We start from the raw sequence: 24,785 nt of genomic DNA, 5'->3' as shown, positions 1-24,785 counted from the left end.
CATTGGTTCGCGGGCGCCTGGGTTCGCCCCTGGCGGTCAGTGCCGCGGTGGGCGGACGGTCGTCACCCACTCCAGAACGGCCATGGCGCTGGGCAGCTTCATCGCCGCCTGGGTCCAGGCCAGGGACCGCCGACCGTCCAGTACCGCCGGTGAGACCTCGTCCCCTCGATGGGCGGGCAGGTCATGCATGAACCAGGCGTCGGGCCAGCGGTTCACGAACTCCTGGTTCACATGGAAGGGGCGGAACGCCTGCCGCCAAGCCGGGTCCCGCCTGGTGGTGCCGGTGGTCCGCCAGCGTGTCGTGTAGACCACGTCCACCTCGTGCGGCAGGTGGCCCAGATCATGCAGTTGGTCGAGGTGCGCACCCGACCAGGCGGCACGTTTCGCGGCACGGGCCAACTCCGCGTCGGGCAGGCCGTATCCGAGCGGGCAGGCGAAGGTGATCCGGGCGCCGGGCACCGTGCTGAGCCCGTGCGCCAAGGCGACCGCGGTGTTGTTGCCCTCACCGACGTAGAGCAACCGCACCCCGGACAGGTCGCCGAAGCGCAGCTGGAGCGTGGCGAGGTCGCAGATGCCCTGAGTGGGGTGCTCCTCGGCGGCCATGGCGTTGACGGTGGGCAGCTGACCGTACTGGGACAGTACGCGCAGTTCCGTCAGTGGTCCGGCGGTGCGCGCCACCAGGGTGTCCAGCATGGCGCCGAGCACCCGGCCGGTGTCCGGAAGGGACTCGCCGGTGCTGAGTTGCAGATCGTCGGGCCCGTAGGTCACCGGTGTGCCGCCGAGCCGGACCGTGCCGACCGTGAAGGCGGTACGGGTACGGGTCGAGGTCCTGGTGAACAGTACGCCGATGACCTGGTCGCGCAGCGGGCGGTCATGGGCTTCGCGGTCGTCGAACAACTCGGTTGACCGGCTGGCCAGTCGAGTGATGGTCGCGGGTTCCAGGTCGGCCAGCGAGAACAGGCCGGACTCCGGCCCGGGCGGTCTTGACGCGATGTCCATCATGGCGGCTCCGTCTCACCTCGGGAATCGGGATGTCACACCAGAGACAGGGGTTGGCCGGCAACGAGCTCGACGACGACCAGAGGTGACGGCTGTTCCGGCGGGACGGCGGTGCCCGGAGCGCGATCCTGCACAGTGCCCCCTCGGTCGGCGGATCCGGCGCGGATTCAGCCGGTGGAACGTAGCAACCGGATCAACCCGGCACCATGCGCGGGGCAGGGAATCAGCCGGAAGAATCCGGCGGAAAGAGCAGGCGCCAGATCCCTGTCGGTCACCCGGTCGGCCCACCGCCGCGGCCATGAGGAAACCGGCCACTGCTGCGCCCCGGTGAACGCGTCGTCACGGTGCGTGGTTTCCTCCTGCGTGCGGGTAACCATCGCTGGGTGTCGCAACCGCCTGTGGAGGAGACGCCGCTACCCGACGCGGTGAACGCTGCCCGCACGGCTACCGGGGTCGCCGCGGCGGGCCTCGGAAACGCGGAGGTCAGAGGCGAGGAGCGCAAGCTCCACCGCGGACTGGGCTGCTGGGGCCTCGGCGCCATCGGGTTCAGCGACATCGTCGGCTCCGGTTGGCTGTTCGGCGCGATGTATGCCGCACGGATCGCGGGCCCCCTCTCCTTGCTGTGCTGGCTGGCGGTCGGTGCGCTGGCCGGGCTCGTCGCCATGGTGATGGTCGAGCTGGGGGCTTCCCGTCCGGAGGCCGGGGGCACCGTGCGCTGGCCGCTGTACGCCAACGGGCCGCTGGTGGCGAGCGTGATCAGCTGGGCGGTGCTGCTGTCGGTGGGGGCGCACGCCGCGGAGGTGACGGCGATCCTGGGCTACCTCTCGCACTGGCTGCCCTGGCTCTATGACGGCGCAAGGCTCAGCTGGGCGGGGGTGGCGCTGGCCATCGCCATCACCGTCTCGCTCGGTGCGCTCAACTGGTTCGGGGTGCGGCTGTTCGCCCGGGTCAACCTGCTGGTCAGCATCGTGAAGCTGGCCGTCCCCACGCTCACCGTGATCCTGCTGCTGGCCTCCGGCTTCCATCCGCACCGTCTCACCGAGCACGGCGGCTTCGCCCCCTACGGCTGGTCAGCGGGCCTGAGCGCGCTGTCGATGGGCGGCATCATCTACTCGGTCAACGGTTTCCAGGCACCCGTCGAGTTCTCCGGTGAGGCCCGCGATCCCCGGCGGGACGTGCCCCGGGCCGTGCTGACCGCGATCGCGCTGGCGGTACTGCTCTATGTCGGGCTGCAGTTGGCCTATTTGTTCGCCGTGCCGGAACAGGCACTGGTGCACGGCTGGCGGGGCGTCAGGTTCGACTCGCCGTTCGGCCAGCTCGCCCTGCTGCTCAACCTGCACTGGCTCGCCTTCCTGCTGTACGCCGATGCCGTTGTCTCACCCGGCGGCGGCGCCTTCGTCGGCGTGGCGGCGCACGCCCGGCGGACCTACGCACTGGCGAAGAACCGGATGCTGCCGCACTGGTTCATGCGGGTGCACGCCGGTTCCGGCATTCCGCGCCGTGGGCTCGCCCTGAACGTCGCGATGACGCTGCTGTTCCTACTGCCCTTCGGTGGCTGGCAGGACGTGGTCAGCACCGTCGGCGACCTGTTCCTGCTGGGGTACGCGACATCGGCGGTCGCCGCGTACACCCTGCGGGCGGTGGACCGTGGGCGGCTGTCCGGGTGGGTGCCGGGGGTGCGGTGGATCGCTCCGGTCAGTTTCGTGGTGGCCACGCTGTTCGTGTACTGGTCCAGCTGGCACCGTCTGCGGGTGACGCTGCCGCTGGCCCTGCTCGGTGCGCCGCTGTTCTGGCTGGTACGGAGGCATGAGCCAACCGCCGTACTGTTGCGTGAAGTTCGCAAGGGCTGCTGGCTGCTGGCCTGGCTCATCGGATTGCTGGCGCTCTCCGCTCTGGGCGACTTCGGTGGCGCCGGCGCTCTGCCGCAGCCCTACGACTCACTGCTGGTCGCCGGGTTCAGCCTCGGGATGTTCTGCTGGGGTGTGGGCTCGGGCAGACGACACCTCGCCGAGACCGACGCGCTGTCGAGGCCGGAGACGCCCTCCGCCCCGTAGTCGGGACCCCGCGAGTCGGCGCTCCACGCGAGCCGGACGTGTCGCATTTGTCAACTGGTAGGCAGCATGGCGCGTTCCGTTCTCCCCGAACACGATGGCGAGTTCTCTGCGCTGGGCGGAGTTGAGCCCGGTCGACGAACGGGAGCTTGCCAACCGCTGTGCGGAGAGTGGGTCCGGGACGATGCCGTGTACTTCGAGATGGACCGGTACGGCGGGCCGCGTCCGTACGCGATGCCCGCGACGTCGGGCGGCTGTGGCGCGATGAGTTCGACGGCGCCTACTCGCACGGCAGGTTGTTCCAACTCGCCCTGCGTCCACATCTGATCGGGCACCGCTCCCGGCTCATCGTTCTCGAAGAACTGCTGGACTACGTCCACGATCGCGGGGACGTCTGGTACGCCACACACGCCGAGATCGCCGAGTACGTGTGGCGCTGCGCCACGACGGACAACCGGCCGGTCCCCGGCGCTGGAAACCGGACCGGCGCCAGAAGTCGACGCGTGCTAGAAGTTGACCCGTGCCGCCTCGTCGGCACGGCCGACGGACTCCATGCCGTAGGCGCGCTTGTAGGCCGTGCGGATCTCCTCGATGTCCGCGTCCCGGGCGTGGGCCTCGGCCGCCGGGTAGAGCAGTATCAGCTCGTAGGACCGCTCGTGGTTGATGCTGCCGAACCGGTCGCGCCACTGGCCCCGGCCCTTCTGAATGGTCAGTCCCGACCCGAAGTGCGGCGTGACGTGCTGGGCGATGAAGGCCAGGAACTGCTGGTCGGTGACGGGCGGTTCACCGTTGTGCCGCCCGGTGCCGAAGAACAGACGGGTGTCGATGTAGGCGTCGCCGCGCTGCACGCTGACCGCTGGAGCACACCCTCCGGACCCGAGAGCGGCGTGCACGGCGGGTGTTGCGGCGCCGAGCGCGACGAGTGCGATGGTCGCGGTGAGCGCGGCGAGGTACAGACGCGGCTTCGAGATGGGCAACGCGGCGGTTCCCTTCATTCCGGGGGGTTCGAAAGCGGGAGCAGTGCGGAAGGCGGGAGCAGTGCGGCGAGTTGGTGTGCGGCGTCCCGTAGCCGGGCGGGAGTGCCGGACCTCGACTGGATCGTGCGGATGGTGTGCCGCAGTGCGCTGACCGCCCGACCGGACCCGATCCCTCCGGCGTGCGGCATCAGCTGCTCCGCCACGTCGCGGGCCTCGGACCAGGCTCCGGCGTTCACCAGTGCGGAGAACAGCTCGGTGGTGAACAGAACGCGGTAGGGCGGGGAGCCGGGGGCCTGGACCTGTGTGGCACCCCGCAGCAGCGGAATCGCCTTGTCCCACTCCTGGAGTGCGGCGAGAGTGAAGCCGCGGTGGCCGTCGAGCTCGCTTTGGTCCACCCACCATGCCCAGGGCGGATCCTGTTCGGAGAGTCCTTCCTGGAACAGGCTGCCGGCCCGGTCGAACGCGTTCAGCGCGGCGGCTCGTTGGCCCGCCATGGCGAGCGCGCGGGCCTGCCGCACGGCGAAGACCGTCGCGACCCTGGCGGTGGGCGAGGTCTCCAGCCCGGTGGCGGCCGTGCGGAACGAGGTGTGCAATCGGCCGGTGTGCGCTTCCTGCATGCTCAGGTTCGCCAGTACCAGGCGTTCCGTCGAGCGGTCCTCGCACCGCCGGGACAGGGCCAAGGCCCGCTGGTTCAGCCGGTGGGCGAGGGTTTGCTCCTCGGCGTCGAAGAGGATCCAGGCGGCGACCTCCAGCAACTCCGCGACGGCGGCGCACAGTTCATGATCGGCGAGTACCTCGGCGTGCTCTTCTCCGCTTCGCAGCCTCGCGGCGGCGAGCGCGGCGGTCCGGGCCGCCGCCCGGGCGCCGGCCTCGCGGTCCAGGGTGAGCAGTCGCCGGGTCGTCGCGATGACGGACTGACGGCGATGGTGGAGGCCGCTGTTCTCCATGTGCCGGGCTCCTCCCTGGGATCTGGCTCAGCGGTGCGGCGGTCTGCGGAAGCTGTCGGCGACCCGTGTAAGCCAGGCGATCTCCTTGCCGAAGTCCTCGTTGCGGGCACCGGGGAACGCGGTCGTGGGCCCGGTTGGCGGCACCGCGTTGTCGGATCTGGCCCGTAGCGCCGCCTTGAGGCGCAGTGCCTCGTGGGTGGCGGAGGACGGCTCGTCGTGGGCGGGGCCCAACTGCTCGGCCTGCGGCCCGGCCAACGCATGGCAGAGATACGGGCGTAGCGCCAACTGCCCGTCCCTGATCTCGATCACCCGGCGGTATAGGCGGTATTCCAGGTCGCGCGGCGGCAGCAGGTCGAGCAGTGGGGACGGCGGAGGGTCGAGGGCGATGGCGGGAACCGCACGGTACAGAGCCCACCACAGCGGGCGCAGCCGCCGGTAGGACCGGTAGCTTTCGAGCCAGCGGGCGGCGGCCGACAGCCGGGGTCCCCAGGACGGGACGGTCCACCCGAACAGCTGCAGCAGTGAACCGATGTCTCCGGTGAACCAGTACAGCGAGTCCCACGGTGTGGTGTCGAAGCCCAGTCGGGTGGCCGCGATCTCGGCGTACCGGATGGTGCAGTACAGGAGGACGAACGTCGCTCCGGTGGTGACGGACCACATACCGAGCCGCAGCCAGAGCCGGTTGGCGATCCTGGCGTAGCGCAGCGACAGCCGGAAGGCCGCGATCTGCCCGACCGTGCATACGCCGATGTAGTAGCACAGGTATGCGGCGTAGTACGGGTTCTGCATGTTGAGCAGAACCGAGGTCTCCGCTGTCGTCGGGTGCCGGGTGGGGTCGACCACATAGAACATGGTCACCAGCACGACGAGCGCGATGCCGAATCCGAGCAGTCTTCGGCGTGTTCGGCGGCGGGCCTCGGCCGCCGGGTGCGACCAGTGGATGAGCACCACCTGCTGGGCCGCCGTCAGCGCCACCACCGCGGCCTGCACCAGGATGGTGGTGATGTTGGGATAGTCGAGGAGCCGGGAGATGGACGCACGGATGGCGTCCAGGTCCACCAGGAAGCTGAGCCCGGAACTCAGGAAGTAGACACAGAGCGCGAGCATCGCCGGATTGCGGTTGCTGTGCCACAGGGCCGGCAGCTTGTACAGGAACGCCGATAACCCCGCGACGGCACAGGTCCAGGACAGGATCTGGTAGACCATGGTCAGGCCGGTCCGGGGTCGGTGCCGTCGCGGACCACGGCGCAGGCTCCGGGGTCCGGGCCGACCACGCTCTCGATACGGGCGATGGCCTCCGCCTGTTCGAGGGAAGCGGTGGGCACGGGATCCGCGACCTGCCGCCGGGCCCGGGTGAGGATCAGCGAGGCCATCGTCTCGGCTTCCTGCTCGTCGTGGTCCGAATAGCCGGAGCGTTGCAGCATGCCGCGGACCACGTCCGGGCTGATGTCCGGGAACAGTTGCTCGGCCGTGCCGTCGTCGATCTTTCCGCCGCTGTGGTGCCCGCAGAGCATGTGGGAGAGCTCATGGGCGATGATGTGCTCCTGGTGCGGTTTGCTGGTGTGGGCCTCGTAGACGATGAGGTCCGCGACGTCGGTGGCGATCCACAACCCGTACAGCTGGGAACTTTGCAGCTCGACCGGTAAGAGGCGGATCGGGCGGCCGCGTCGTGCGCCGAGGTGCGCGCACAGCTCGGAGATGTCGCAGGTGCCGGGCACCGACAGACTGTCCAGGAGCGCTTCGCACGCGCCGCGCAGGCGCCTCAACTGCCGGCCGGTGGCCGGTTGTCCGGTTCGCCGTGAAGAGGTCATGGTTACTCCTCCACGGGAGGCAGTCCCTGCAGCTTGCGGACCTGGTCGAGAACGGCTGTGATCGCTTCCAGGCTTTCCGGTTGCAGCCCCACGGCACGCAGCGCGACCGCGCGCACGCCCGCCTGGGTCAGCTCCTCCAGGGCCGCGAGTTGGGCGCTGACCCGCTGCGCGTGGTCGGGGTCGACGAAGTAGGCGGGGGAGACCCCGAAGAACTCCGCTATCGCCGTCTGCAACTCCTGGGAGGGATGGGTGCGCTTGCCGGTCCGCAGCGCTGACAGATAGGCGCCGCTGACCCGGATCCGCGGGTACTTCTTCTTGATCTCGGCGGCCACCTCGTCGTTGGTCCACCGGCGGCCCGCGGGTCGGCTCCCGCGGAACAGTCCGTCCAGGCTCGCGGCGAGCGACGGATGTTCCTGACTGCCGGTCATCCGCGCCTCCCGTACAGGACGAAGTGAGTTTGACGAGTGGTTGAAGTCTAACGGCCGCCGCTCGTCCAGCGGTTGACGATGGCGTCAACGGTCTGGCGGCTTCCCGGACGTCTTCAACTGGTAGATGACCTAGCATAGTTGATATCAACCGCTGGTTGGCGGTAGCGGCCACGAAGCGGCTCCAAGGGGAATCCGAAGGCAACGCTTGACGCGGTCGGCGGACGAGGCCCGGGACGGTCTCGCCGCCTTACGGGGAGGCCACCAGCGTGTGCGACATCCTGCGATCCGCCAGTGACGGCCGGGGCCGGAGCGTGCTCATCGAAGGCACCGCGGGCATGGGCCGCACCAGACTGCTGCGCTCCGCCATGGATGCCGCCGATGAGTACGGGCTGCACCTACTGGCCGCGCGGGCCAGGGCGTTGGAGCAGCAGGCCGACTACAGCCTCGCCCAGCAACTCATGGCCGGGGTCGGAAGCATCCTGGACGATGCCGCGCCGGTGCCGGATCCAGGCATCGCCAGCGTGTTACCGGGGTCCGCTTCGGCCTGGAGCGGACACCTGCACTGCCCCTTTCCGTACGATCCGCAACCGGGCGCGCCCGCCCACGCGTTGCATCCTCTGACACGGTTGCTGACCACCGGCGTACCGCTGCTACTGGCCATCAACGACCTGCAGTGGGCGGACACCGCCTCGCTGCGCTGCCTCGGCTACCTGATGGCCCGGCTGGAGAACACACCGGTGGCCGTCATCGCCACGGTCGCACTGGGGGAAACGCCCAATGACCCCGGTCATGGCCGAGGTGCTCTCCGCCTTCCGGCTGCCGCGTCGGCGGGCGGCCACGACCGTGCGGGCCGCCGGCCATCCGGCTACCGTGACCCACGACTTCCGGCCGAAGCCACCGCACGGCACTACCGGTGGCAACGCAACATGATCAACGGCGGGTTGGCGAGGAAGTCGTCCCAGAACCCGGGCGAGAAGACCTGCTCCGCCGCGCCGGGAACCTCCAGCGGCACCCAGGTCACATCGGTGAAGCCCGCCGATGCGAGGGCGCGCTCGTACACCGCGCGCTCCGGGTAGTTGGTGTCGAAGGCGATCGGCGGGTCCAGCAGGGCGGTGATGCGCACCCGGGGGTCGATCGGTCCCGGACCGGTGGGCACGTAGGTGAACCCGTACTTCGCGGTCGTCGCCTCGGTGAACCGGAAGTCCGGGTTCTGGGTCAGTGCCAGGAACTCGCCGCCGTCGCGCAGGTTACGGAAGGCACCGGCGCACATCCGCTCCATGGCCTGCTCGCTGTCCGCGTAGTTGAGCAGATACACGGCGGTCACCGCGTCGAAGCGATCGATACCCGGAAGGTCCGTGGCATCGGCGACGGCGTAGCGCACACCCAGCGGTGCCCGCCACTCGATGGCCCGCGCGGCACCCACCATCTGCGGTGAGATGTCGAGTCCGAGCACGCCCGCCGCGCCGAGCCGCTTGATCTGCCGGGCGTAGAAGCCGGTGCCGCACGCCAGGTCGAGCACCGAGCGGTCGGTCACGTCGCCGAGCATCCGCAGGAAGCTGTGCTGCTCCGGATAGCGGGCCAGCGGCAGGGTCTTGAAACCCTCGTAGGACTCGCCGATGGCGTCGTACTGCTGGTGCCGCCGTGTCTTCAACTCGCTTCCCTTCCAGGGACGATGCTCCCGGGAACGATGCTCCCGGGAACGATGCTTCCCGGAACGATGCTTCCGGGGACGATGCGGGTGGGCGCCGAGCCGGCCGGTAGTGCCGCCACCGCCCGTCCGCGCAGCCGGTCCCCGACCAGCGCCATACGGCGACCCTGGTGGCGGACCGCGGCCATGGCCTGTCTCGTGGGATCCGGTCCGGCCGACAGTGCGTGCGAGGTCCCGTAGGGGTTGCCGCCCGCCGCCCGCACCGCGGGATCGGTATAGCCGGGCGGCACCGCCACCGCGCCGCAGTGCAACAGCATCTGATGCAGTGACAGTAGAGCGGTCTCGCTGCCTGCGTGCGGATAGGGGACGGAGGTGAAGCCGCTGACCGGCTTCCCGGCGAGCGGTCCCGCACCGGACGGTGGAAGCAGGGACTGTACGAAGCTCACCAGCGGGGCGGCCATCGTGCCCAGCCGTGCCTGCGCTCCGAACACCACCGCGTCGGCCCAGTCGATGTCCGCCGCGCTGACGGGGACGGCCGGGGGCGCACCGCTGCGCCAGGTGCGCACCACGGGGTCGGCCACCCGGCGCAGCCGCACCTCGGCGCCGCACTCGCGGGCGCCCGCGGCGCACTCCTGTGCCAGCAGCCGGGTGGCCTCGTCGCCCGCGTGATGGATCACCGCCACCTTCGTACGGCCGACGCCGGGCGGAACCGGTTCGGTCCGGGGCCGTGACCGCGCGGTGATGTCGGCCAGCCGTCTGCCGAGCGCCCAGGCGGCCTGCGACTCCACTGGTTCCGTGACCCGGCCCCGGCGGTAACTCACCGACAGCCCATAGGGATTGCCACCGGTGCCGGGAAACGCGGAGTCGGCGGGATCGGCGCCCACCACCCATGAACCCCAGTGGTACGCCGTCTGGTACAAGGCGAGCAGCGTGGCCTCCTGACCCCCGTGCAGCGAGGTCGCGGAGGTCATACCGGTCACCACCCGGTCGGTCAGCCGCCCCTCGGTCCACACCTTGTCGGTGGAGTCCAGGAACCGCTTGAACGCGGCGGAGACATTGCCGAAGTACGTCGGCGTGGCCAGCACCAGGCCATCCGCCCACAGCAGGTCCTCGGGTGTGGCGGGCGACTCCGCGGGAGCGTCGGACCGGGCGCCGCCGGCCTGGTCCGCGACCCGTAGCAGCCGCACCGTCGCGCCACCGGCCCGGGCGCCCGTCGCCGCGTGCCGGGCCAGCCGCCGCATCGTGCCCGACCGGCTGTGGTAGACGATCGCGACGTGTGTAGTCATGCGTCCTCCCGATCAGATGCCAGGGGGCGGGCGCGCAGTACCAGCCGCACGTCGTCATCGAGCCGTCCCACCGAGTCCAGCCGCAGCCGCCGTGCCTCGCCCAGCGATCGGACCCCGAAGTCGTCGAGCACCGTGCGCCCGCCGGAACCGATCAGAACCGGGGCCACATAGGCGACGACCCGGTCCAGCAGGTCCTGTGCGGCGAACGCGGCCGCCAGCCGACCCCCGCCTTCCAACAGCACGGATCGCACGCCCCGGCGGTTCAACTCGGCAGTCAGCGCGGACAGATCGATGCCGTCCGCGGTCGCGGGAAGGACCAGCGACTCATGGCTGTTCGGCAGCCGCGGCGGTGGAACGGAACGCTCCGTAACGCCCTCCGAACCATTTCCGGCCCGGTACCGAGACAACAAAAGTGCGGCCCTCCTTCCCCTACCGGTGGCAGGGGAGAAGGGCCGCACCGGCGCGTGCGAGCCGCTACGGCTTGGTGGCGAGTCCTGCCACGATGAGCTGTTCCCACACGGTGAGTTCACGCCGCGCGGCGCCCACGTGGGACACGCCGTCCGTGGTGTCGGGCCGCCAGTGCGCGGCCGCGACCACACCGGGCGGCAGGATCTCCATACCGCAGAAGAGGTCGTGGATCTCCTCGTCGCTGCGCCACCGGCCGCGCCCGAACGTCGCCTGGAGCACCCGCTCGGCCTCGGCGGTCTGCGGGTTGTGGCCGCTACGGAAGTGGCTGATGAAGAAGCAGCTGCCGGAAGGCACCTGGTCCTGCCAGTAGCGGACGACCGAGGCGGGGTCCTCGTCGTCGTTGAGGTGGTGCAGTACGGCGCTGAAGACGACCGCGACCGGCTGGTCGAAGTCGATGAGCTCGACGGTGTCCGGGTGCTGCCGGATGCCCTGCGGGTCGCGCACATCGGCGCGGATGACCCTGGTGTTGTCGTTCTCCTCCAGCAGCGCCCGGCCGTGTGCGAGGACGATGGGATCGCTGTCCACGTAGATCACCCGGGCGTCGGGGGTGTGCCGCCCGGCCACCTGGTGGACGTTGTCGGCGGTCGGCAGCCCGCTGCCCATGTCGATGAACTGCCGCACCCCCGTGTGCAGCGCGATGTCGCGGACCGCGCGCACCAGGGCCTGGCGGTTGCAGTGCGCGATGGCGACCGAGCCGGGCAGATCGTTGACGAACTTGTCGCCGATCTCCCGGTCCACCGCGTAGTTGTCCTTGCCGCCGAGCAGGTAGTCGTAGACACGGGCGATGCTCGGCTTCGTCTGGTCCACCTCGGAAACGTCCTCGACCATGTCAACTGCCCTTATCTACTGGGGTGTTCTGAGCAGCCCCATCGTAGGAGAACCAGGGCGGTCACACCCGCCACATCAGTGTCATGGCCGGGGACGACTTCCGGCACCGCGGATCAGCGCAGTGGCAGCGTCAGCTCGGACGGGTCGTTCGCCGGGGAACCGAAGGACACCCGGCTGCCCAGCGTGGTGTCGCTGCCGTACATCGGGTCCTTGGTGTCCAGGACCAGCGCGAGCCGGTGCCCGGCGGGCAGGTCGTAGGCGGTGGCGAACAGCTGGATGTCGAGCGGGACGGCCCGTCCCGGCGTGGTACCCGACCAGCTCTGCGGGGCGTGGGTGATCAGCTTGCCGAGACCGAGCGCGTTCACGTCGTAGAGGTAGGCGAACACGGTGCCCTTCGGTGCGGACGAGGTGACCGTGGTGTGGAACCTGGGCACACCGCGGATGTGCTGTACGTCGGAGTACGGCGCGGACTGCCAGACCGCGGCGACGGCGCGGGGCAGCATCGGGACCTCGACGGTCGGTGGGATGCCCAGGAACTGGTCGAGCCCGCCGGACAGTTCGGTGATGCCGGAGTCGGCGCCCGAATCCACGCCGCCGACGATGGACGTTCGCCATCCAGTGCCGCCCGCACCGCCCAGGGTGCCGGTGCCCAGGGCGTTCGCCGGGCCGAGCCGCAGCCGCTGGGTCCGGGAGCTGATCGCCTGCCAGCTGGGGTAGTCCTCCTGGCCGGCGTTCTCCCTGACCTGCAGTTGCACCGGCGGCTGGCGGTCGCCGGGGCTGTTCTTCAGATGCTGGTCGAACCACTTGCGTCCGTCGTCCCAGGCCGCGTTCTTCAGGCCCAGCATGCCGCCGATCTCCTGGGTGGCATGGTCGCCGGGACGCAGTTCCAACCGCTTGGGGCCGGTCAGCTTCTGGTAGAAGTCGGCGACCTGGCTGGGGTTGAAGATGCTGTCGGTCCAGGCGTTGGCGATGAACACCGCGGTGTGGTGGGCGTTGATGCGGTCCACATAGCTGCCCGGGGACCTGGTCCGGGCCCACTTGATGAGTTCCGGGATGTTCTGGTTGTCGAACATGTCGCTGATCGCCTGGTGGGTTTCCGGGCTCTGGCGGCCGGTCGGGATCTGTACCGCGGTCAGAATGCCGACCGCCCCCACATGCCGGGTCTGCCCGCTGTAGAGTGCGTTGACCAGGTCGCCCCAGGCGCTCATCGCGGCCACCGCCTTGACCCGCGGGTCGAAGGCGGCGCCCATCAGCGACATCCCGGCCCCCAGCGACAGGCCCGTCATGCCGATGCGCTGCGGGTCGGCCGGGGTGTTGGCGATGGTCCAGTCGATGACGGAGGAGATGTCGGCCACGTCCTTGGGCCCCGCGACGTCCACCTGGCCGCCGGAGAGCCAGAAGCCGCGCACCGTGTAGGTGACGACGACATAGCCGTCAGCGGCGAGCTTCCTGCTCTGCGCGAGGAACTCCAGGTCGTTCTGTCCCCAGGAGGCGGGCTCCACGATCGTCGGATAGCGGCCGTGCGCGTCCGCTCCGGGCGTACCGGCGGCGGGGGTGAGCACATCGGCCTTGAGGACGACGCCGTCCTTCATCGGGATGTCGGCCAGTCGGAAGGACCCGGCGGCGTTCGCGGCGGCTGCCTGGTGTCCGGAGTGCGGGGTGGCGGACGCCGGGGAGGCGGCGAAGGTGCCGCTGAGCGCAAGTGCCGTGACGGCCACGGTGCTTGTCACCCAGCGGCGGACGCGGTGCTGGTCGCGGTTGCGGCGTTCTCGGGTGGGGCCGGATCGCGTCATCGGTGTCCCATCAGGCTCGGACCGTGGTGCCCCTGCGGCACGCGTACGGCGGTGTGGTGCTCGGAGCCTAGGGGGGGCCAAGTAGCGGTGGTGAGACGGTGATCAGCCAAATCTACTGGCTGGTAACCGCATGCGGTCCGGTCGTGGCGGGCGGTGCCAATCCGTCAGCACCCCGAGGGGGATCCGTCGGAACTACCGGCGCTCACGGTTCGCCTCTCGGGGGCCAGCAGTGTAAACAGGGGCTATGGCCCGAGGTGAGGGCCGACCCTGGGCCGTGTCGGCCCCTGCGTTCCGCGGTCGGCGCCCCTGGAGTCGGCGTGAGCGCGTGCATACAGAGCGTGAGCGGAAAGATCGCTACGAACAGCAGGCGCCGCAGGCGACGCGGCGCCACGGGTCGCTGCGCCCGATGCGCAGTGTCTCCGGCCAGGTGTTCGTGCTGCAGGTCATCATCGTCCTGCTGCTCGTCCTGGCGGCCGGTGCGGAGCTGATCCTGCAGGCGCAGCATGACAGCCAGCGAGAGGCCAGCAACCGCTCGGTGGCCGTCGCCCAGACCTTCGCGCACTCGCCGGGCATCGTGCCCGCCCTGCAGTCCCCGAACCCGACGGCCATCCTCCAGCCACTCACCGAGGCGGCCCGTATCGATACCGGGGTCGACTTCATCGTGGTGATGAACAAGCAGGGGATCCGCTACACCCACCCCATCCCCAACCGCATCGGCAAGAAGTTCGTGGGCAACATCGGGCCCGCGCTCGCCGGGCAGACCGTCACCGAGACCATCAACGGGACCATAGGCCCCCTGGAGCAGGCCGTGGTGCCGGTCACCGACCAGCACGGCAAGATCGTGGGTCTGGTGTCCGCCGGAATCACGATCAGCAAGGTGAGCGGCGCGGTGAACCGACAGTTGCCGATCCTGTTCAGCGCGGCCGCCGTGGCGCTGGCCCTGGCCACCGGGGGAACGGCATTGGTCAGCAGACGGCTGCGGCGTCAGACGCACGGCCTGGAACCGGCCGAGATGACCCGAATGTACGAGCACCATGACGCGGTGCTGCACGCGGTGCGCGAAGGCGTGATCATCGTCGACGGCAACGGTCGGCTGATGCTGGCCAACGACGAGGCGATCCGGCTGCTGGACCTGCCGCCGAACGCGGAGGGCCGACAGGTCGGCGAACTCGGCATCGCTCCCCGCATGGCCGAACTGCTGGCCTCCGGGCGGGTGGCCACCGACGAGATGCTGCAGTCGGGGGACCGTCTGCTGGCGGTGAACAACCGGCCCACCGACCGCAACGGAGGCCCGCCCGGCAGCGTCGCCACGCTGCGGGACTCCACGGAGCTGCGGCTGCTGTCCGGCCGGGCCGAAGCAGCCCGAAAGCGCCTCAAACTGCTGTACGACGCCGGTGTGGGCATCGGCACCACCCTCGACATCCAGCGGACAGCGGAGGAACTCGCGCAGGTGGCCGTCCCCCGGTTCGCCGACTTCGTCACAGTCGACCTGGCGGAGCCGGTGCTGCGCGGCGAGGAGCCGGAGGTCGACGAGAGCGTGCAGATGGTGCGGGCCGCGCTCGGGGGCGTCCGGAAGGGCCAGCCCTTCTACCCGGTGGGCACCGTGATCGAGTTCGCCCGGTCCACCCCGCAGGCGCGCGGCTTCGGCAGGGGGTCGTCGGTGATCGAGCCCGATCTGCGGCTCGCCACGGGGTGGAAGGCGCAGGACGCGGTGCGGGCCAGAAGGCTGCTCGACTACGGGGTCCACTCCCTCATCACGGTGCCGTTGAACGCCCGGGGCGTGGTGCTGGGGGTGGTCAGCTTCTGGCGCTCGCGGGATCCGAACCCCTTCGACGAGGACGACGTCTCGCTCGCCGAGGAACTCGTCATCAGGGCGGCGGTGTCCATAGACAACGCCCGCCGCTACACCCGTGAGCACAAGATGGCGGTGACGCTGCAGCACAGCCTGCTGCCGCGCGGTCTGCCCGAGCAGAGCGCCGTCGACGTCGCCTACCGCTATCTGCCCGCACAGGAGGGGGTCGGCGGAGACTGGTTCGACGTCATCCCGCTGCCGGGAACCCGGGTCGCGCTGGTGGTCGGCGACGTGGTCGGCCACGGTCTGCACGCCGCGGCGACGATGGGCCGACTGCGTACCGCGGTGCACAACTTCACCACCTTGGACCTGCCGCCCGACGAACTCCTCAATCACCTGGACGAGTTGGTCACCCGGATCGACCGGGACGAGGCGACCAGGGGCGGCGAGGGCGCGATCACCGGGGCCACCTGTCTGTACGCGATCTACGATCCGGTCTCCGGGTACTGCACGATGTCCCGTGCGGGCCACGTACTGCCCGCGCTCGTGACGCCAGACGGCACCGTGCGGTTCCCCGACCTGCCCGCCGGCCCGCCGCTGGGCCTGGGCGGTCTGCCGTTCCAGACGGCGGAACTGCGGCTGGAGCCGGGCAGCCAGCTGGTGCTGTACACCGACGGTTTGGTGGACGAGCGCGACCGGGACATCGGCGTCGGCCTCGATCTGCTGACCGAGGCCCTGGCCCATGCCGACCGCCCGGCGGAGGAGACCTGCGAAGCGGTGCTGGACGCACTGCTGCCAGCGCGCCAGAGCGACGACATCGTGCTGCTGGTCGCCCGCCCGCAGTTCCTGGGTGCCGATCAGATCGCCCAGTGGGACGTGCCGTTCGACCCCGCGGCCGTCGCCGGAGTGCGCGCGCAGGTCACCGAGCAGCTGACGCGGTGGGGGCTGGTCGAGGCGGTGTTCACCACGGAGCTGGTGCTCAGCGAGCTGATCACCAACGCCATCCGCTACGCCACCAGCCCGATCAAGGTCCGGCTGATCCGCGATCGCACCCTGATCTGCGAGGTCTCCGACGCCAGCAGCACCTCTCCGCATCTGCGCTACGCCGCCACCATGGACGAGGGCGGCCGTGGTCTGTTCCTCGTCGCCCAGCTCGCCGAGCGCTGGGGCACCCGGTACACCAGCGGGGGCAAGGTCATCTGGGCCGAACTGCCGCTGACCTAGAACGATGCGGATTCATTGGCCGCCCGCGGTCGCGGCGGCCGGGTCAAGCGATCGGAAAGAAATCCGTCCGGCCATCGCGGAATTGAACCGGAACCACGCCCCCTACGTGTTGTTACCGTCATCCGCGCCTCGGCAAGATCGGTAATCCGACGGGGAGTTAGCCCGGGGCAGCGAAAGAAGTGTGGAGGAGAGTGGCCCCGTGCGCATTTCTCACCTAGCGGTCCTGGCCGCGGCTGGAGCAGCCGTGGCGGTCAGCGCCGCACCCGCCTTCGCCGGCGTCGGAATGGGGCAGATCACCGCCTCGCCGACGACGGTCGGCGTAGGGCAGACAGTGCATATCATGGGCACTTGCCCAAATAACGGCAGTGCATTGCAGTGGGTGGGTTCATCCGCGTTCTCCCCGAGGATGAACGACCAGTACACCGCCATGACCGGATCCGGCGGTTCGGCGTCCATGACGTCCACCAACCCCATGAATTTCTCGGGTTGGGCGAAGATATCCTCGCACGCCAAACCGGGAAGGACCGACGTGGTGGCGCGGTGCGGAGGGGTACGCGTCACCACGCAGATCGTGGTGGTGATAGCGGGCACCGGCGGAATGAAGCCAACCCCCAAGCCCAGCCAGTCCATGACGATGCCGCGTCCCACGATGTCGGCATCGCAGCCGGCCTCCGGGATGATGCCGATGCCTTCGTCCTCGATGTCCACGGCCCCCGGGCAGATCGGCACCATGCCGAGCGGCGCACCCAACACCGGAGCGGTCTCCTCCGGCGTTCCCGGCTACGCCACCGCGGGCGCCGTCGGCGGCCTGCTGCTCGGTGCGGGCGGCGCTGGCCTGCTGCTTCGGCGCCGGGCCAGGGCCCGCCGTTGACGCGGCACTCCGCCAGGGCCAGAACTTCGCCGGGTCGCCGCGGGGGCCGTCTGGCCACCACGGCGGCAGCGGTGATGGCGATGGCCGGAGCGGTCGGGCTCGGATTCGGCTACGCGGACTGGCGAGCGGCGTCTCGGCCCCCCGCGTCGGTCAGCAACCCGGGGAGTTCCGGACCGGCCAGCTCCGCCCCCGGCTCCTCGGCGAAGCCGCCGGGCGGGCTGACCATGGCCAGATCGGTCCCGGTGCGCCTGGACATCCCGTCGATCGGTGTGCACACCTCGCTGATGCAGTTGGGACTGAATCCGGACCGAACCGTTCAAGTTCCGCCCATTCAAAGCAACTCGCCGGCCGGTTGGTATCAGTTCTCACCCACCCCCGGACAACTCGGCCCTTCCGTCATACTCGGCCACGTAACCCTTGGTAATTTCGGCGACGGCGTCTTCTTCCGGCTGGCCGCACTGCACACCGGCGACCGGGTGGAAGTGTCCAGAGCGGACGGCAGTGTTGCCGTTTTCTCGGTGGACCAGACCGCCGAATACCCCAAGGAGAAGTTCCCCAGCCAAGCCGTGTACGGAAACATCGACCACGCCGGACTCCGGCTCATTACCTGTGGTGGCACGAAGAACACGACGACACACGCTTATCCGGACAATGTCGTCGTCTATGCGTCGCTGGTATCGGCCACGTCGGCATCGGCCTGACCGGAATTTCCACGGCAGGCGGGGAGATAGGAGTGAACAAGTGTCCATGCGCGCAGCGGCCGGCTACGCCCGCATAAACAACCCGGTAACCGTCACCAGCGGCGGCGGTCTTCTGACCGCCGCGACCTTCGCCGCCGCACCCCGCGGATGACGCGGGGGGATGGATGGGTTCCCGGACCGCGGACGACGAGACCTTGCGAACGCTGTACGACACGTACGCCGGTTCGCTGCTGAGATACGTACTCCGGCTGACCAGCGGCGACCGGCAGCGCGCGGAGGACGTGGTGCAAGAGACCATGCTCCGGGCCTGGCGCAGCTCCGGCGCGCTGGACCCGGAGCGCGGGTCGACTCGGGGATGGCTGTTCACCGTGGCACGCAACCTGGTCATCGACCAGGAACGGATGCGCCGGGCACGCCCCGCCGAGGTGGGCGACGAGTCGCTGATGCTGCAGCCCTCGTCAACTCCCGGCCCCGACGAGGCGTTCGCCCGCACCCTGTTGTCCTGGCAGCTCGCCGACGCGCTGTCCGGGCTGAGCCCGGACCACCGTGCGGTGCTGCTGGAGCTGTACTACCGAGAGCGCTCGGTCGCGGAAGCCGCCGAAACGCTCGGGATCGCACCGGGCACGGTCAAGTCCCGGGCCTACTACGCGGTTCGCGCGTTGCGTGTCGAATGTGAGGAGCGAGGGTTGAGCCGATGACGTTCTCCGGAACCCACGAGGAGTGCGAGCCGGTTCGGCTCTCGCTCGGCGCCTTTGTGCTGGGCGCGCTGACCACGGGCGAGTCCTTCGACGTGCGCCACCATCTGGCCGCCTGCCCGAACTGCCGCCAGGAGTACGACGAGCTGGCCGGAGTACCCCAGCTCCTCGGACTGGTGTCGAAGGCCGAGGCCGAGGCGGTGTGTTCCGCCTCGGCCTCGGCCGCCGCCCCTGTCCCCAGCCAGTGCATGCCCCTCGGACGGCTGCGGCGGCGGGGACGGCGGCGCAGAAACCGCCGCGGCACCATGGTCGCGGCCGTGCTGGGGGTGTCGGTGCTGGCCGGGATCGGCACTACGTGGTCGCTGAGCGGAGGCGGGCAAGCCGCCCCCGCCCATGTGGCGTCGGCCACCGACGGTACGACCGGCGTGGGCGCTTCCGTATCGGTGCAGCCGGTGGCCTGGGGCAGTCGGCTGACCCTCGCCCTGCACAACGCGCCACCGGGCTCCAGCTGTTCACTGGTCGCGGTGGGACGGCACGGCGAACGCCAGGTCGCGGCGAGCTGGACCGCGAAGTACCGCGGCAACCTCACGATTCCGGGTGCCATCGCGATGTCGCCGGGCGACGTCAGCAGATTCGACGTGGAGACGTTCGACGGTCATCGGCTTGTCTCCGTACCCGAATAGCCGACCGCCGGGGCTATCCGGGCACCCCCTGCTCTTCCAGCGTGCGCCTGAGTGCGCGCAGCCCGTAGTACACCCTTGACTTCACGGTGCCGTTGGGGATGCCGAGCACCGCCGCGGCCTGCTGGATGGTGCGCCCCGCCAGGTATGACTCCACGATGGCCTCGCGGTGCGCCGGGGTCAGGGTGGCCAGCGCGTCCGAAATGGTCATGGCGGACAGCGCGCGGTCGAACTCGTCCGGCCCGGGAAGGAGTTCCAGCGCCTTGTCACCCATCTCCTGCGGACGGGACCGGCGGCTGCGGTAGTCGTCTATCACGATGCGCCGTGCCACGGTCGCGAGCCAGGGGCGGGCACTGCGGGCCGGATCGGTGAGTTGGGCCGCGTGCCGCCATGCCCGTAGCAGGGTCTCCTGGACGACGTCCTCCGCCCAGTGCCGGTCACCGCCGGTGAGCGTCACCACATAGCTCAGCAGCGCGGCGGCGTGCTCGCGGTAGAGCCGTCTGACCAAGTCGGATTCCTCGTTCGCGGTACGAGAACGTTTTGACCGTCTGCGTTGGATTAGCATACGTCAGCCTTCACCCGCCGTTCCCGGTACGCCGATGCCCGTCAACTGGTCCGCCGTTTTATCGGCGGTGATATGCCAGAGGGGCTGGCAGCGGGTGTGCGGCGGTGCGGCCAGCCGGGCGAATTGGTGTACGCCCTCGTCAAAAGGGACACCGGGTAAGGCGTCGGCGATACCAGCCGCCAGACGGGATCCGGACGCCGATGCCGCGGTGGAGCCGCAGCGCTGGTGGGGGGACATGGCAACACGCTCCTCAGCGGGGCAGTCAGTGGCAGTGCGGCGGTCGCGACGTGCCGTGGGGGCGGCGCGCCGCCTGCATGGCGTGCGCAGTGCGTGCATGGAAGGCGACCCGGTAGGGCATGCCTTAGTTGGCGATCACGGGGTGCGGAGATCGGAATAGGAAAAGCCTGCGGGGACCGGGAACATCCAAGTGCCCCTCACTTCGGGGGAGTTACCCCGGAGTACCGCGAAGGTTAACCACAAGCGCGAGTACATATCAATGGGATGACGGCTTGCCCGGCGTGCAGATTCACCGCCAGGGGTTACCCGGCGTCCTGGAGAATTTCGGGAGGATGCGACACGATTCTCCCCGCGGTTCCAGCCAAAGTCCGTGCCAACCGGCAAAGAGACAGTAAATGGAATGTGTTTCAGTGAACCGCGTCCGAGGCCGGGCCGTATTGAACGGTCACACAGCACCGTCCAGCCCGCCTCCCCCGGGACTGGATCGGTGCTGTGTGTACCGGGGAGCCGATACAGCCGGATACAACGGGAGGTCGAGCGATGACCTATCTCGACGAACTGCTGTCCCTGCGCCAGAACGGGCGGGGACGGCACCGCGCGGTTCAGCACAAGCCCATGCCCACCACGACGACCGTGGTCGCCGCGCTGCGTACCGGGTACGCGTGGCTGGGCAGAACGCCGAGCATGGCCGCGCTCGGCGGCTTCCTGCTCTACGTCCTGCTCTCCTCGTACCTGGGCGAGTTGATGAGCCTTCCGGTGCCGGGCCTGTTCAACGTCGGTGTGTTACTGGGTCTGTTGCAGTTCGTCGGGTTCTTCGCGTTGGCCACCCGCGGTCCGCGCACCGACTGCCGGGGAGATCCGCACGGCGGTGAACTCGGTGAGCCCGTGGAGTCGTACCGATGACCAACTCCAACTCGGCTCAGACCGCCGCACTCGTGATCTTCTCCGTACTGGCCACGCTCGCCATGCTGCTGTGCATCCTGGCCGGCTCGGAACCCGATGACCTTGCGGACTTCTACACCGGCTACCGCACCCTGACGCCACCGCGGAACGGACTGGCCATCGCGGGCGACTACGTCTCCGCCGCCACCGTCCTGAGCACTTCCGGAATCGTCGCACTGAGCGGCTACGACGGCGTCGTCCTGGTGCTCAGCACCGTACTGTCCCTGCTGTTGCTGATGCGGCTGCTCGCCGAACCGCTGCGGAACGCGGGGAAGTTCACCATGGGCGATGTGCTGGCCCGTCGCATGCCGGGCCGCGCGGTGCGCGGGGCCGCGTGCGCGGTCACGCTCGTCGCCTCGCTGCCCTTCCTCCTCGTCCAACTGTCGGTGGCCGGATCGCTGCTGACGTTCATTCTGGGCATCTCGGCGGACGGGGCGAAGGCGGCCTGCATCTGCGTGGTCGGCGCCCTGATGATCGGTTACGCCGCGGTCGGGGGCATGAAGGGAACCGCCCTGGTCCAGATCATCAAGATGGTCATGCTGTTCGGCGCCAGCCTTGCCATCACCCTGCTGGTGCTCAGCCGTTTCCACTGGAGCCCCACCGCCTTGCTGTCCGCCGCCCGGGAGGGCAGCGGAGCGGGAGACGCGTATCTGCGCCAGGGGCTTGAGTTCGGCCCCAGCGCCCGCGGCAGACTCGACTTCCTCAGCGCGCAGATCAGCGTCGTCCTCGGAGCCGCCTGCCTGCCGCACGTCACCATGCGGGTGCACAGCGGTGCCGACGCCTCCGCGGTGCGCCGTTCGACGTCCTGGGCGGTCGGGTCGACCGTCGTCATCGCCCTGTTCGTCACCGTGATGGGTACCGCGGCGGCCGCGCTGGTCGGAAACCAGATGATCACCGCGAACGACCCGCAGGGCAGCACCTCGCTGATGCTGCTGTCCCGTGCGCTGGGCGCCGACTACCCCTCGCTCGGCGAGGCCGTGCTGTTCGCGTCCATCGGCGGTGCGATCTTCATGACCTTGCTCACCTCGGTCGCCGGACTGACCCTGGCCGCCGCGACCTCGGTCGCCCACGATCTGTTCGCCGGTACGGTACGCCGCGGGCAGGCCACCGAGCGCGGCGAGTTGGCCGTCGCCCGCTGGACGATCCTCGGCATCGGCCTGGTGGCGATCGTGCTCGCCGCGCTGGTACGCAACTGGAACCTGCAGGTGCTGATCGCCACCGCGTTCTGCATCGGCGCCTCGGCGGTGGCCCCCGCGTTGGTCTACAGCCTGTTCTGGAAGGGCTTCACCCGCGCTGGACTGCTGTGCACACTGCTCGGCGGTACGGCGTGCGTCGTGTTGCTGATGACGTTCTCCAGCGCCGTTTCCGGTACGCCGCACGCCCTCTTCCCCACCCATGACTTCCACTGGTTCCCGTTGCAGACCACCGGGATCGTCTCGGTGCCGGTGGGCTTCCTCAGCGGCTGGCTGGGGAGCCGGGTCCGCTGGCGGACGCTGGTCGGCGCTCTCAGAGAGGCGGACGTCCCTAGTGGATGACGGTCACCGACTTCAACCTGCCCTCCTGCAGAAGCTGCCACATGTGCCGTCGCCGCAGCTTTCCACTGGTGGTCCGCTTGAGCAGGCCGCGTCGCCCGGCGACGAGGGTCAGTGAGGGATCCGGCCCGAGCTCGCCGCGCAGCATCTCGGTCACCGCGTCCGTCCAGGGGCCGGGGGCCGCCTCCACGAAGACGGCCAACCCGGCGCGTCCGTGGTCGTTGACGGCCACCACGGCCGTGCGGTCCTTGTCGAGCCCGGCGGCCGCCGCGACCTTCGCGTCAAGGTCGTCGACGTACACACTGCGTCCGCGCAGCTTGAGGCTGTCGCCCATCCGGCCGAGCACGAACAGCTCTCCGTCGTGCACGAACCCCGCGTCCCCGGTGCGCAGTTCACCGTCGACGAACCGGGTGGACCCCCCGTCCCGGCCGCCGTGGTACCCCTGGGTCACCGAGGTGCCGGTGACGGCGACCTCGCCGAGGTGGCCGTCCGGTAGCGGCTGCCCCTCCTCGTCGAGGATCCGTAGGCCCACGCCGTCCTCGTGGTGCGGGGCGCCATGGCCGACGAGCCAACCCGAGCCCGGCTCGATGGGCTGGTCGCCCAGTTTGCCCGCCGCCTCGATCCGCACGGGCTCGCCAAGCCGCATCGAGGACCACTCGGGGCGTACCACCACGATCGGCGCCTCGGCGCCGGTGACCGCCAGCGTGTTCTCGGCCAGTCCGTACGAGGGCAGATAGGTGCCCAGGGCGAAGCCCACCGGTTCGGCGAACCGGGCGAACGTGTCCAGCGCCGCCGGGTCGACCACCTCGGCACCGACCACCACACTGCGCCAGCCGGACAGGTCCAACTCGGCGAGCCGCTGCGGCCGGACCCTGCGCGCCGCATAGGCGAAGGCGAACGACGGCGAGGCCGAGTGCGCCGCCTTGCCCGGGGCGAAACAGGCCAGCCAGCGCCCCGGATCGCGGATGAACTGTTCTGGCCGCATCAGCCACAGCGGGCTCTGCGAGGCGAAGGGGAACAGCACACAGCCGATCAGACCCATGTCGTGGTGGAGCGGCAGCCAGGAGGCGAAGCCGTCCCCGTCCCGCCAGCCGATCATGCGGCTTTGCAGTGCGTAGTTGGCGGCGAGGTTGTCCCACGACACCCGGACACCGCGTGGCCGGCCGGTGGAGCCCGAGGTGAACTGCAGTAGCGCGATCCCGGTCCGGGCGCTGTCCGGGATGGGGGCCTCGATGGTTCCCTCACGGGGAATCCACGGCGCGTCCGACCGGCCCGCCCGGACCATCGCGTCGGCCGCCAGCGACCTGAACTCCTCGGCGACGACCACCAGGGCGGGCTCGGCCTGCCGGAGGATTCCGGAGACGTACTCGACGTACTCGCCCTCGGACTGGAAGGACGGCGGGAGCAGTGGGGAGACGGTGGCCCCGGCCGCCCAGGCACCGAACAGCGCGGCCAGGCAGTCGCGTCCACTGGGCAGGATCAGGCAGACCACGTCACCGGGGCGCACCCCGGCCGCCGCCATCTCGGCGGCGACCCGGCGGGCCGAGGCGGCCAGTTCCCGGTACGGCACGAACTCCCAGTCGCCCGAGTCGGTGGCGAAGTGCACCCCGCGCTCCGGATGAGGCTGCGTCAGCCAGGAAATGAGACGTGACACGTCGGGAACCGTCCTATCGCTCGATGACCTGAGCGGCGTTCTCCACCGGCTGAGCGGCCTGCGCCGCGGCCGGAATCCTGCCCAGGCGGGGGAAGAAACGGCCGGTCTGCGTGATGTAGCCGCGGTACTCCGCGCCGAACTCGGAGGAGCTCAGACGCCGTTCCTCGCGCGCCGCAGTGGTGTTCAGGGACACCACTCCGTAGACGGCGAACACCAGCGTGCCCCAGTGCGGGAAGGCGAACAGGCTCGCCAGGAAGGCCAGCAGGAACGAGGAGTAGAAGGGGTGCCGGATCCGCCGGTAGGCGCCGTACGTCACGATGTGCCGGGGTGCGTCGTTCTCCTGGTGCCACAGCGCCAGCGGAATGCGGTGGGTGCCCAGCGTCATGAAGATCAGGGCGATGGAACCCACGCTCAACAGCACGGCGACGAGCGTCAGTCCGGTGAGCAGGCTGCCCGAGACGAACGGCTGCCAGCCGACGGCGAGCGCCGCCGCGACGTAGAGCGGGCACAGGAAGAACGGCGCGGCGGTCAGCCACCACTTCAGATTGAAGGTGCCGTCCGAGCGGAAGAAGAGCCGTGGCAGGGCACCGATGAAGATGAAGTTCAGCAGCAGCAGGAGAAGGGCGGAGTCATCCACGTGAGGGTGGATCCTTTCT

General features: G+C 69.7%; 25 protein-coding genes and 1 pseudogene. 9 read left to right on the top strand and 17 right to left on the bottom strand.

The features are described 5' to 3' along the window. Positions 1-36: 36 nt before the first annotated feature. A complete protein-coding gene (locus P2L57_RS10350) occupies positions 37-1,002 on the bottom strand; it encodes an ornithine carbamoyltransferase (protein WP_275811708.1) in 966 nt (321 codons plus the stop codon). A gap of 380 nt (positions 1,003-1,382) precedes the next feature. Between P2L57_RS10350 and P2L57_RS10345 the strand changes: the two genes are divergently transcribed. Continuing rightward, complete coding sequence (locus tag P2L57_RS10345) at positions 1,383-3,053, top strand: APC family permease (protein WP_425574853.1); 1,671 nt, start codon at positions 1,383-1,385, stop codon at positions 3,051-3,053. 503 nt (positions 3,054-3,556) lie between these two features. Here P2L57_RS10345 and P2L57_RS10340 read toward each other — a convergent pair. Genes P2L57_RS10340 through P2L57_RS10320 form a run of 5 tightly spaced genes read right to left on the bottom strand, consistent with a single transcriptional unit; the run spans position 3,557 to position 7,213 of the window. Then, complete coding sequence (locus P2L57_RS10340) at positions 3,557-4,027, bottom strand: DUF3574 domain-containing protein (RefSeq protein ID WP_275811706.1); 471 nt, start codon at positions 4,025-4,027, stop codon at positions 3,557-3,559. A 14-nt stretch (positions 4,028-4,041) separates the two neighbouring features. Next, on the bottom strand, positions 4,042-4,974 hold the full coding sequence (locus P2L57_RS10335) for an NsdA family TPR-like regulatory protein (RefSeq protein WP_275811704.1): 933 nt from the start codon (positions 4,972-4,974) through the stop codon (positions 4,042-4,044). Positions 4,975-5,001: 27 nt separating this feature from the next. Then, positions 5,002-6,180: an MAB_1171c family putative transporter gene (locus P2L57_RS10330; protein WP_275811703.1), complete on the bottom strand. Its 1,179-nt coding sequence runs from the start codon at positions 6,178-6,180 to the stop codon at positions 5,002-5,004. A 2-nt stretch (positions 6,181-6,182) separates the two neighbouring features. Further along, positions 6,183-6,785: an ImmA/IrrE family metallo-endopeptidase gene (locus P2L57_RS10325; RefSeq protein WP_275811701.1), complete on the bottom strand. Its 603-nt coding sequence runs from the start codon at positions 6,783-6,785 to the stop codon at positions 6,183-6,185. Between the two features lie 2 nt (positions 6,786-6,787). Then, a complete protein-coding gene (locus tag P2L57_RS10320) occupies positions 6,788-7,213 on the bottom strand; it encodes a helix-turn-helix domain-containing protein (protein ID WP_275811699.1) in 426 nt (141 codons plus the stop codon). 266 nt (positions 7,214-7,479) lie between these two features. Here P2L57_RS10320 and P2L57_RS10315 point away from each other — a divergent pair. Then, positions 7,480-7,950 (top strand): annotated as a pseudogene (locus tag P2L57_RS10315) (ATP-binding protein); the annotation flags it as partial. Positions 7,951-8,120: 170 nt separating this feature from the next. Here P2L57_RS10315 and P2L57_RS10310 read toward each other — a convergent pair. The 5 genes from P2L57_RS10310 to P2L57_RS10290 all read right to left on the bottom strand — a co-directional run bounded on the left by P2L57_RS10310 (position 8,121) and on the right by P2L57_RS10290 (position 13,236). Further along, entirely contained in the window at positions 8,121-8,864 is a 744-nt protein-coding gene (locus P2L57_RS10310) for a class I SAM-dependent methyltransferase (protein ID WP_275811697.1), read from the bottom strand. After that, a complete protein-coding gene (locus P2L57_RS10305; RefSeq protein WP_275811695.1) occupies positions 8,861-10,147 on the bottom strand; it encodes a flavodoxin family protein in 1,287 nt (428 codons plus the stop codon). Before P2L57_RS10305 ends, P2L57_RS10310 begins: the two co-directional genes overlap by 4 nt. Next, the gene (locus tag P2L57_RS10300) at positions 10,144-10,554 is read right to left on the bottom strand and encodes a RibD family protein (RefSeq protein WP_275811693.1); all 411 of its coding nucleotides are present in this window, start codon (positions 10,552-10,554) and stop codon (positions 10,144-10,146) included. The genes P2L57_RS10305 and P2L57_RS10300 overlap by 4 nt, the downstream gene beginning before the upstream one ends. Before the next feature lie 67 nt (positions 10,555-10,621). Then, complete coding sequence (locus tag P2L57_RS10295) at positions 10,622-11,443, bottom strand: SAM-dependent methyltransferase (protein ID WP_275811682.1); 822 nt, start codon at positions 11,441-11,443, stop codon at positions 10,622-10,624. A gap of 113 nt (positions 11,444-11,556) precedes the next feature. Continuing rightward, entirely contained in the window at positions 11,557-13,236 is a 1,680-nt protein-coding gene (locus P2L57_RS10290) for a CocE/NonD family hydrolase (RefSeq protein WP_275811680.1), read from the bottom strand. Between the two features lie 406 nt (positions 13,237-13,642). Between P2L57_RS10290 and P2L57_RS10285 the strand changes: the two genes are divergently transcribed. After that, a complete protein-coding gene (locus P2L57_RS10285) occupies positions 13,643-16,252 on the top strand; it encodes a SpoIIE family protein phosphatase (protein ID WP_275811957.1) in 2,610 nt (869 codons plus the stop codon). Between the two features lie 210 nt (positions 16,253-16,462). On the opposite strand, the gene P2L57_RS10280 is transcribed toward P2L57_RS10285, so the two are convergent. Further along, positions 16,463-16,960, bottom strand: coding sequence for a hypothetical protein (locus P2L57_RS10280; protein WP_275811678.1), 498 nt, complete (start codon positions 16,958-16,960; stop codon positions 16,463-16,465). Between P2L57_RS10280 and P2L57_RS10275 the strand changes: the two genes are divergently transcribed. Beyond that, positions 16,953-17,123, top strand: a complete 171-nt coding sequence (locus P2L57_RS10275) for a hypothetical protein (protein WP_275811676.1) — start codon at positions 16,953-16,955, stop codon at positions 17,121-17,123. The genes P2L57_RS10280 and P2L57_RS10275 overlap by 8 nt on opposite strands. 109 nt (positions 17,124-17,232) lie before the next feature. Here the strand turns inward: P2L57_RS10275 and P2L57_RS10270 are convergent, their stop codons facing one another. After that, positions 17,233-17,379: a hypothetical protein gene (locus P2L57_RS10270; RefSeq protein WP_275811674.1), complete on the bottom strand. Its 147-nt coding sequence runs from the start codon at positions 17,377-17,379 to the stop codon at positions 17,233-17,235. Here P2L57_RS10270 and P2L57_RS10265 point away from each other — a divergent pair. The 3 genes from P2L57_RS10265 (at position 17,366) to P2L57_RS10255 (ending at position 19,202) form a co-directional block, all read left to right on the top strand. After that, positions 17,366-17,824 (top strand): class F sortase, encoded by a 459-nt coding sequence (locus tag P2L57_RS10265; RefSeq protein ID WP_275811672.1) that lies wholly within the window; start codon positions 17,366-17,368, stop codon positions 17,822-17,824. The two genes, P2L57_RS10270 and P2L57_RS10265, sit on opposite strands and share 14 nt — an antisense overlap. A gap of 164 nt (positions 17,825-17,988) precedes the next feature. Continuing rightward, on the top strand, positions 17,989-18,522 hold the full coding sequence (locus P2L57_RS10260; protein ID WP_275811670.1) for a sigma-70 family RNA polymerase sigma factor: 534 nt from the start codon (positions 17,989-17,991) through the stop codon (positions 18,520-18,522). Further along, positions 18,519-19,202 carry a zf-HC2 domain-containing protein gene (locus P2L57_RS10255; RefSeq protein ID WP_275811668.1) on the top strand — a complete coding sequence of 228 codons (684 nt, stop codon included), beginning with the start codon at positions 18,519-18,521 and terminating at the stop codon, positions 19,200-19,202. The genes P2L57_RS10260 and P2L57_RS10255 overlap by 4 nt, the downstream gene beginning before the upstream one ends. Before the next feature lie 13 nt (positions 19,203-19,215). Here P2L57_RS10255 and P2L57_RS10250 read toward each other — a convergent pair whose 3' ends face one another. Together P2L57_RS10250 and P2L57_RS10245 are read right to left on the bottom strand one after the other, a co-directional pair. Beyond that, the gene (locus P2L57_RS10250; protein ID WP_275811666.1) at positions 19,216-19,764 is read right to left on the bottom strand and encodes a sigma-70 family RNA polymerase sigma factor; all 549 of its coding nucleotides are present in this window, start codon (positions 19,762-19,764) and stop codon (positions 19,216-19,218) included. A 3-nt stretch (positions 19,765-19,767) separates the two neighbouring features. After that, positions 19,768-20,001: a hypothetical protein gene (locus P2L57_RS10245; RefSeq protein WP_275811664.1), complete on the bottom strand. Its 234-nt coding sequence runs from the start codon at positions 19,999-20,001 to the stop codon at positions 19,768-19,770. Positions 20,002-20,541: 540 nt separating this feature from the next. Here P2L57_RS10245 and P2L57_RS10240 point away from each other — a divergent pair. After that, positions 20,542-20,904, top strand: coding sequence for a DUF485 domain-containing protein (locus P2L57_RS10240; protein WP_275811662.1), 363 nt, complete (start codon positions 20,542-20,544; stop codon positions 20,902-20,904). Continuing rightward, positions 20,901-22,478 (top strand): sodium/solute symporter, encoded by a 1,578-nt coding sequence (locus P2L57_RS10235; RefSeq protein WP_275811660.1) that lies wholly within the window; start codon positions 20,901-20,903, stop codon positions 22,476-22,478. The genes P2L57_RS10240 and P2L57_RS10235 overlap by 4 nt, the downstream gene beginning before the upstream one ends. Here the strand turns inward: P2L57_RS10235 and P2L57_RS10230 are convergent. After that, positions 22,468-24,129 carry an AMP-binding protein gene (locus tag P2L57_RS10230; protein ID WP_275811658.1) on the bottom strand — a complete coding sequence of 554 codons (1,662 nt, stop codon included), beginning with the start codon at positions 24,127-24,129 and terminating at the stop codon, positions 22,468-22,470. The two genes, P2L57_RS10235 and P2L57_RS10230, sit on opposite strands and share 11 nt — an antisense overlap. 13 nt (positions 24,130-24,142) lie before the next feature. Then, entirely contained in the window at positions 24,143-24,766 is a 624-nt protein-coding gene (locus P2L57_RS40150) for a methyltransferase family protein (RefSeq protein WP_275811656.1), read from the bottom strand. Between the last annotated feature and the right edge of the window lie 19 nt (positions 24,767-24,785).

This window comes from Streptantibioticus ferralitis, from assembly GCF_029223525.1.
GTDB lineage: Bacteria > Actinomycetota > Actinomycetes > Streptomycetales > Streptomycetaceae > Streptantibioticus_A > Streptantibioticus_A ferralitis.
The sequence above is the reverse complement of the archived record's forward strand: the minus strand, read 5'-3'. Positions and strand labels throughout refer to the sequence as shown.

What these genes read in the sequence shown, in the direction of transcription:
- P2L57_RS10320 (WP_275811699.1), bottom strand. Translation starts at nt 7,213, where the DNA reads ATGACCGGCAGTCAGGAACATCCGTCGCTCGCCGCGAGCCTGGACGGA.
- P2L57_RS10260 (WP_275811670.1), top strand. Translation starts at nt 17,989, where the DNA reads ATGGGTTCCCGGACCGCGGACGACGAGACCTTGCGAACGCTGTACGAC.
- P2L57_RS10285 (WP_275811957.1), top strand. Translation starts at nt 13,643, where the DNA reads ATGCGCAGTGTCTCCGGCCAGGTGTTCGTGCTGCAGGTCATCATCGTC.
- P2L57_RS10270 (WP_275811674.1), bottom strand. Translation starts at nt 17,379, where the DNA reads ATGTCCAGGCGCACCGGGACCGATCTGGCCATGGTCAGCCCGCCCGGC.
- P2L57_RS10250 (WP_275811666.1), bottom strand. Translation starts at nt 19,764, where the DNA reads ATGCTAATCCAACGCAGACGGTCAAAACGTTCTCGTACCGCGAACGAG.
- P2L57_RS10330 (WP_275811703.1), bottom strand. Translation starts at nt 6,180, where the DNA reads ATGGTCTACCAGATCCTGTCCTGGACCTGTGCCGTCGCGGGGTTATCG.
- P2L57_RS10295 (WP_275811682.1), bottom strand. Translation starts at nt 11,443, where the DNA reads ATGGTCGAGGACGTTTCCGAGGTGGACCAGACGAAGCCGAGCATCGCC.
- P2L57_RS10335 (WP_275811704.1), bottom strand. Translation starts at nt 4,974, where the DNA reads ATGGAGAACAGCGGCCTCCACCATCGCCGTCAGTCCGTCATCGCGACG.
- P2L57_RS10350 (WP_275811708.1), bottom strand. Translation starts at nt 1,002, where the DNA reads ATGATGGACATCGCGTCAAGACCGCCCGGGCCGGAGTCCGGCCTGTTC.
- P2L57_RS10235 (WP_275811660.1), top strand. Translation starts at nt 20,901, where the DNA reads ATGACCAACTCCAACTCGGCTCAGACCGCCGCACTCGTGATCTTCTCC.
- P2L57_RS10290 (WP_275811680.1), bottom strand. Translation starts at nt 13,236, where the DNA reads ATGACGCGATCCGGCCCCACCCGAGAACGCCGCAACCGCGACCAGCAC.
- P2L57_RS10245 (WP_275811664.1), bottom strand. Translation starts at nt 20,001, where the DNA reads ATGTCCCCCCACCAGCGCTGCGGCTCCACCGCGGCATCGGCGTCCGGA.
- P2L57_RS10275 (WP_275811676.1), top strand. Translation starts at nt 16,953, where the DNA reads ATGTCCACGGCCCCCGGGCAGATCGGCACCATGCCGAGCGGCGCACCC.
- P2L57_RS10240 (WP_275811662.1), top strand. Translation starts at nt 20,542, where the DNA reads ATGACCTATCTCGACGAACTGCTGTCCCTGCGCCAGAACGGGCGGGGA.
- P2L57_RS10305 (WP_275811695.1), bottom strand. Translation starts at nt 10,147, where the DNA reads ATGACTACACACGTCGCGATCGTCTACCACAGCCGGTCGGGCACGATG.
- P2L57_RS10255 (WP_275811668.1), top strand. Translation starts at nt 18,519, where the DNA reads ATGACGTTCTCCGGAACCCACGAGGAGTGCGAGCCGGTTCGGCTCTCG.
- P2L57_RS10325 (WP_275811701.1), bottom strand. Translation starts at nt 6,785, where the DNA reads ATGACCTCTTCACGGCGAACCGGACAACCGGCCACCGGCCGGCAGTTG.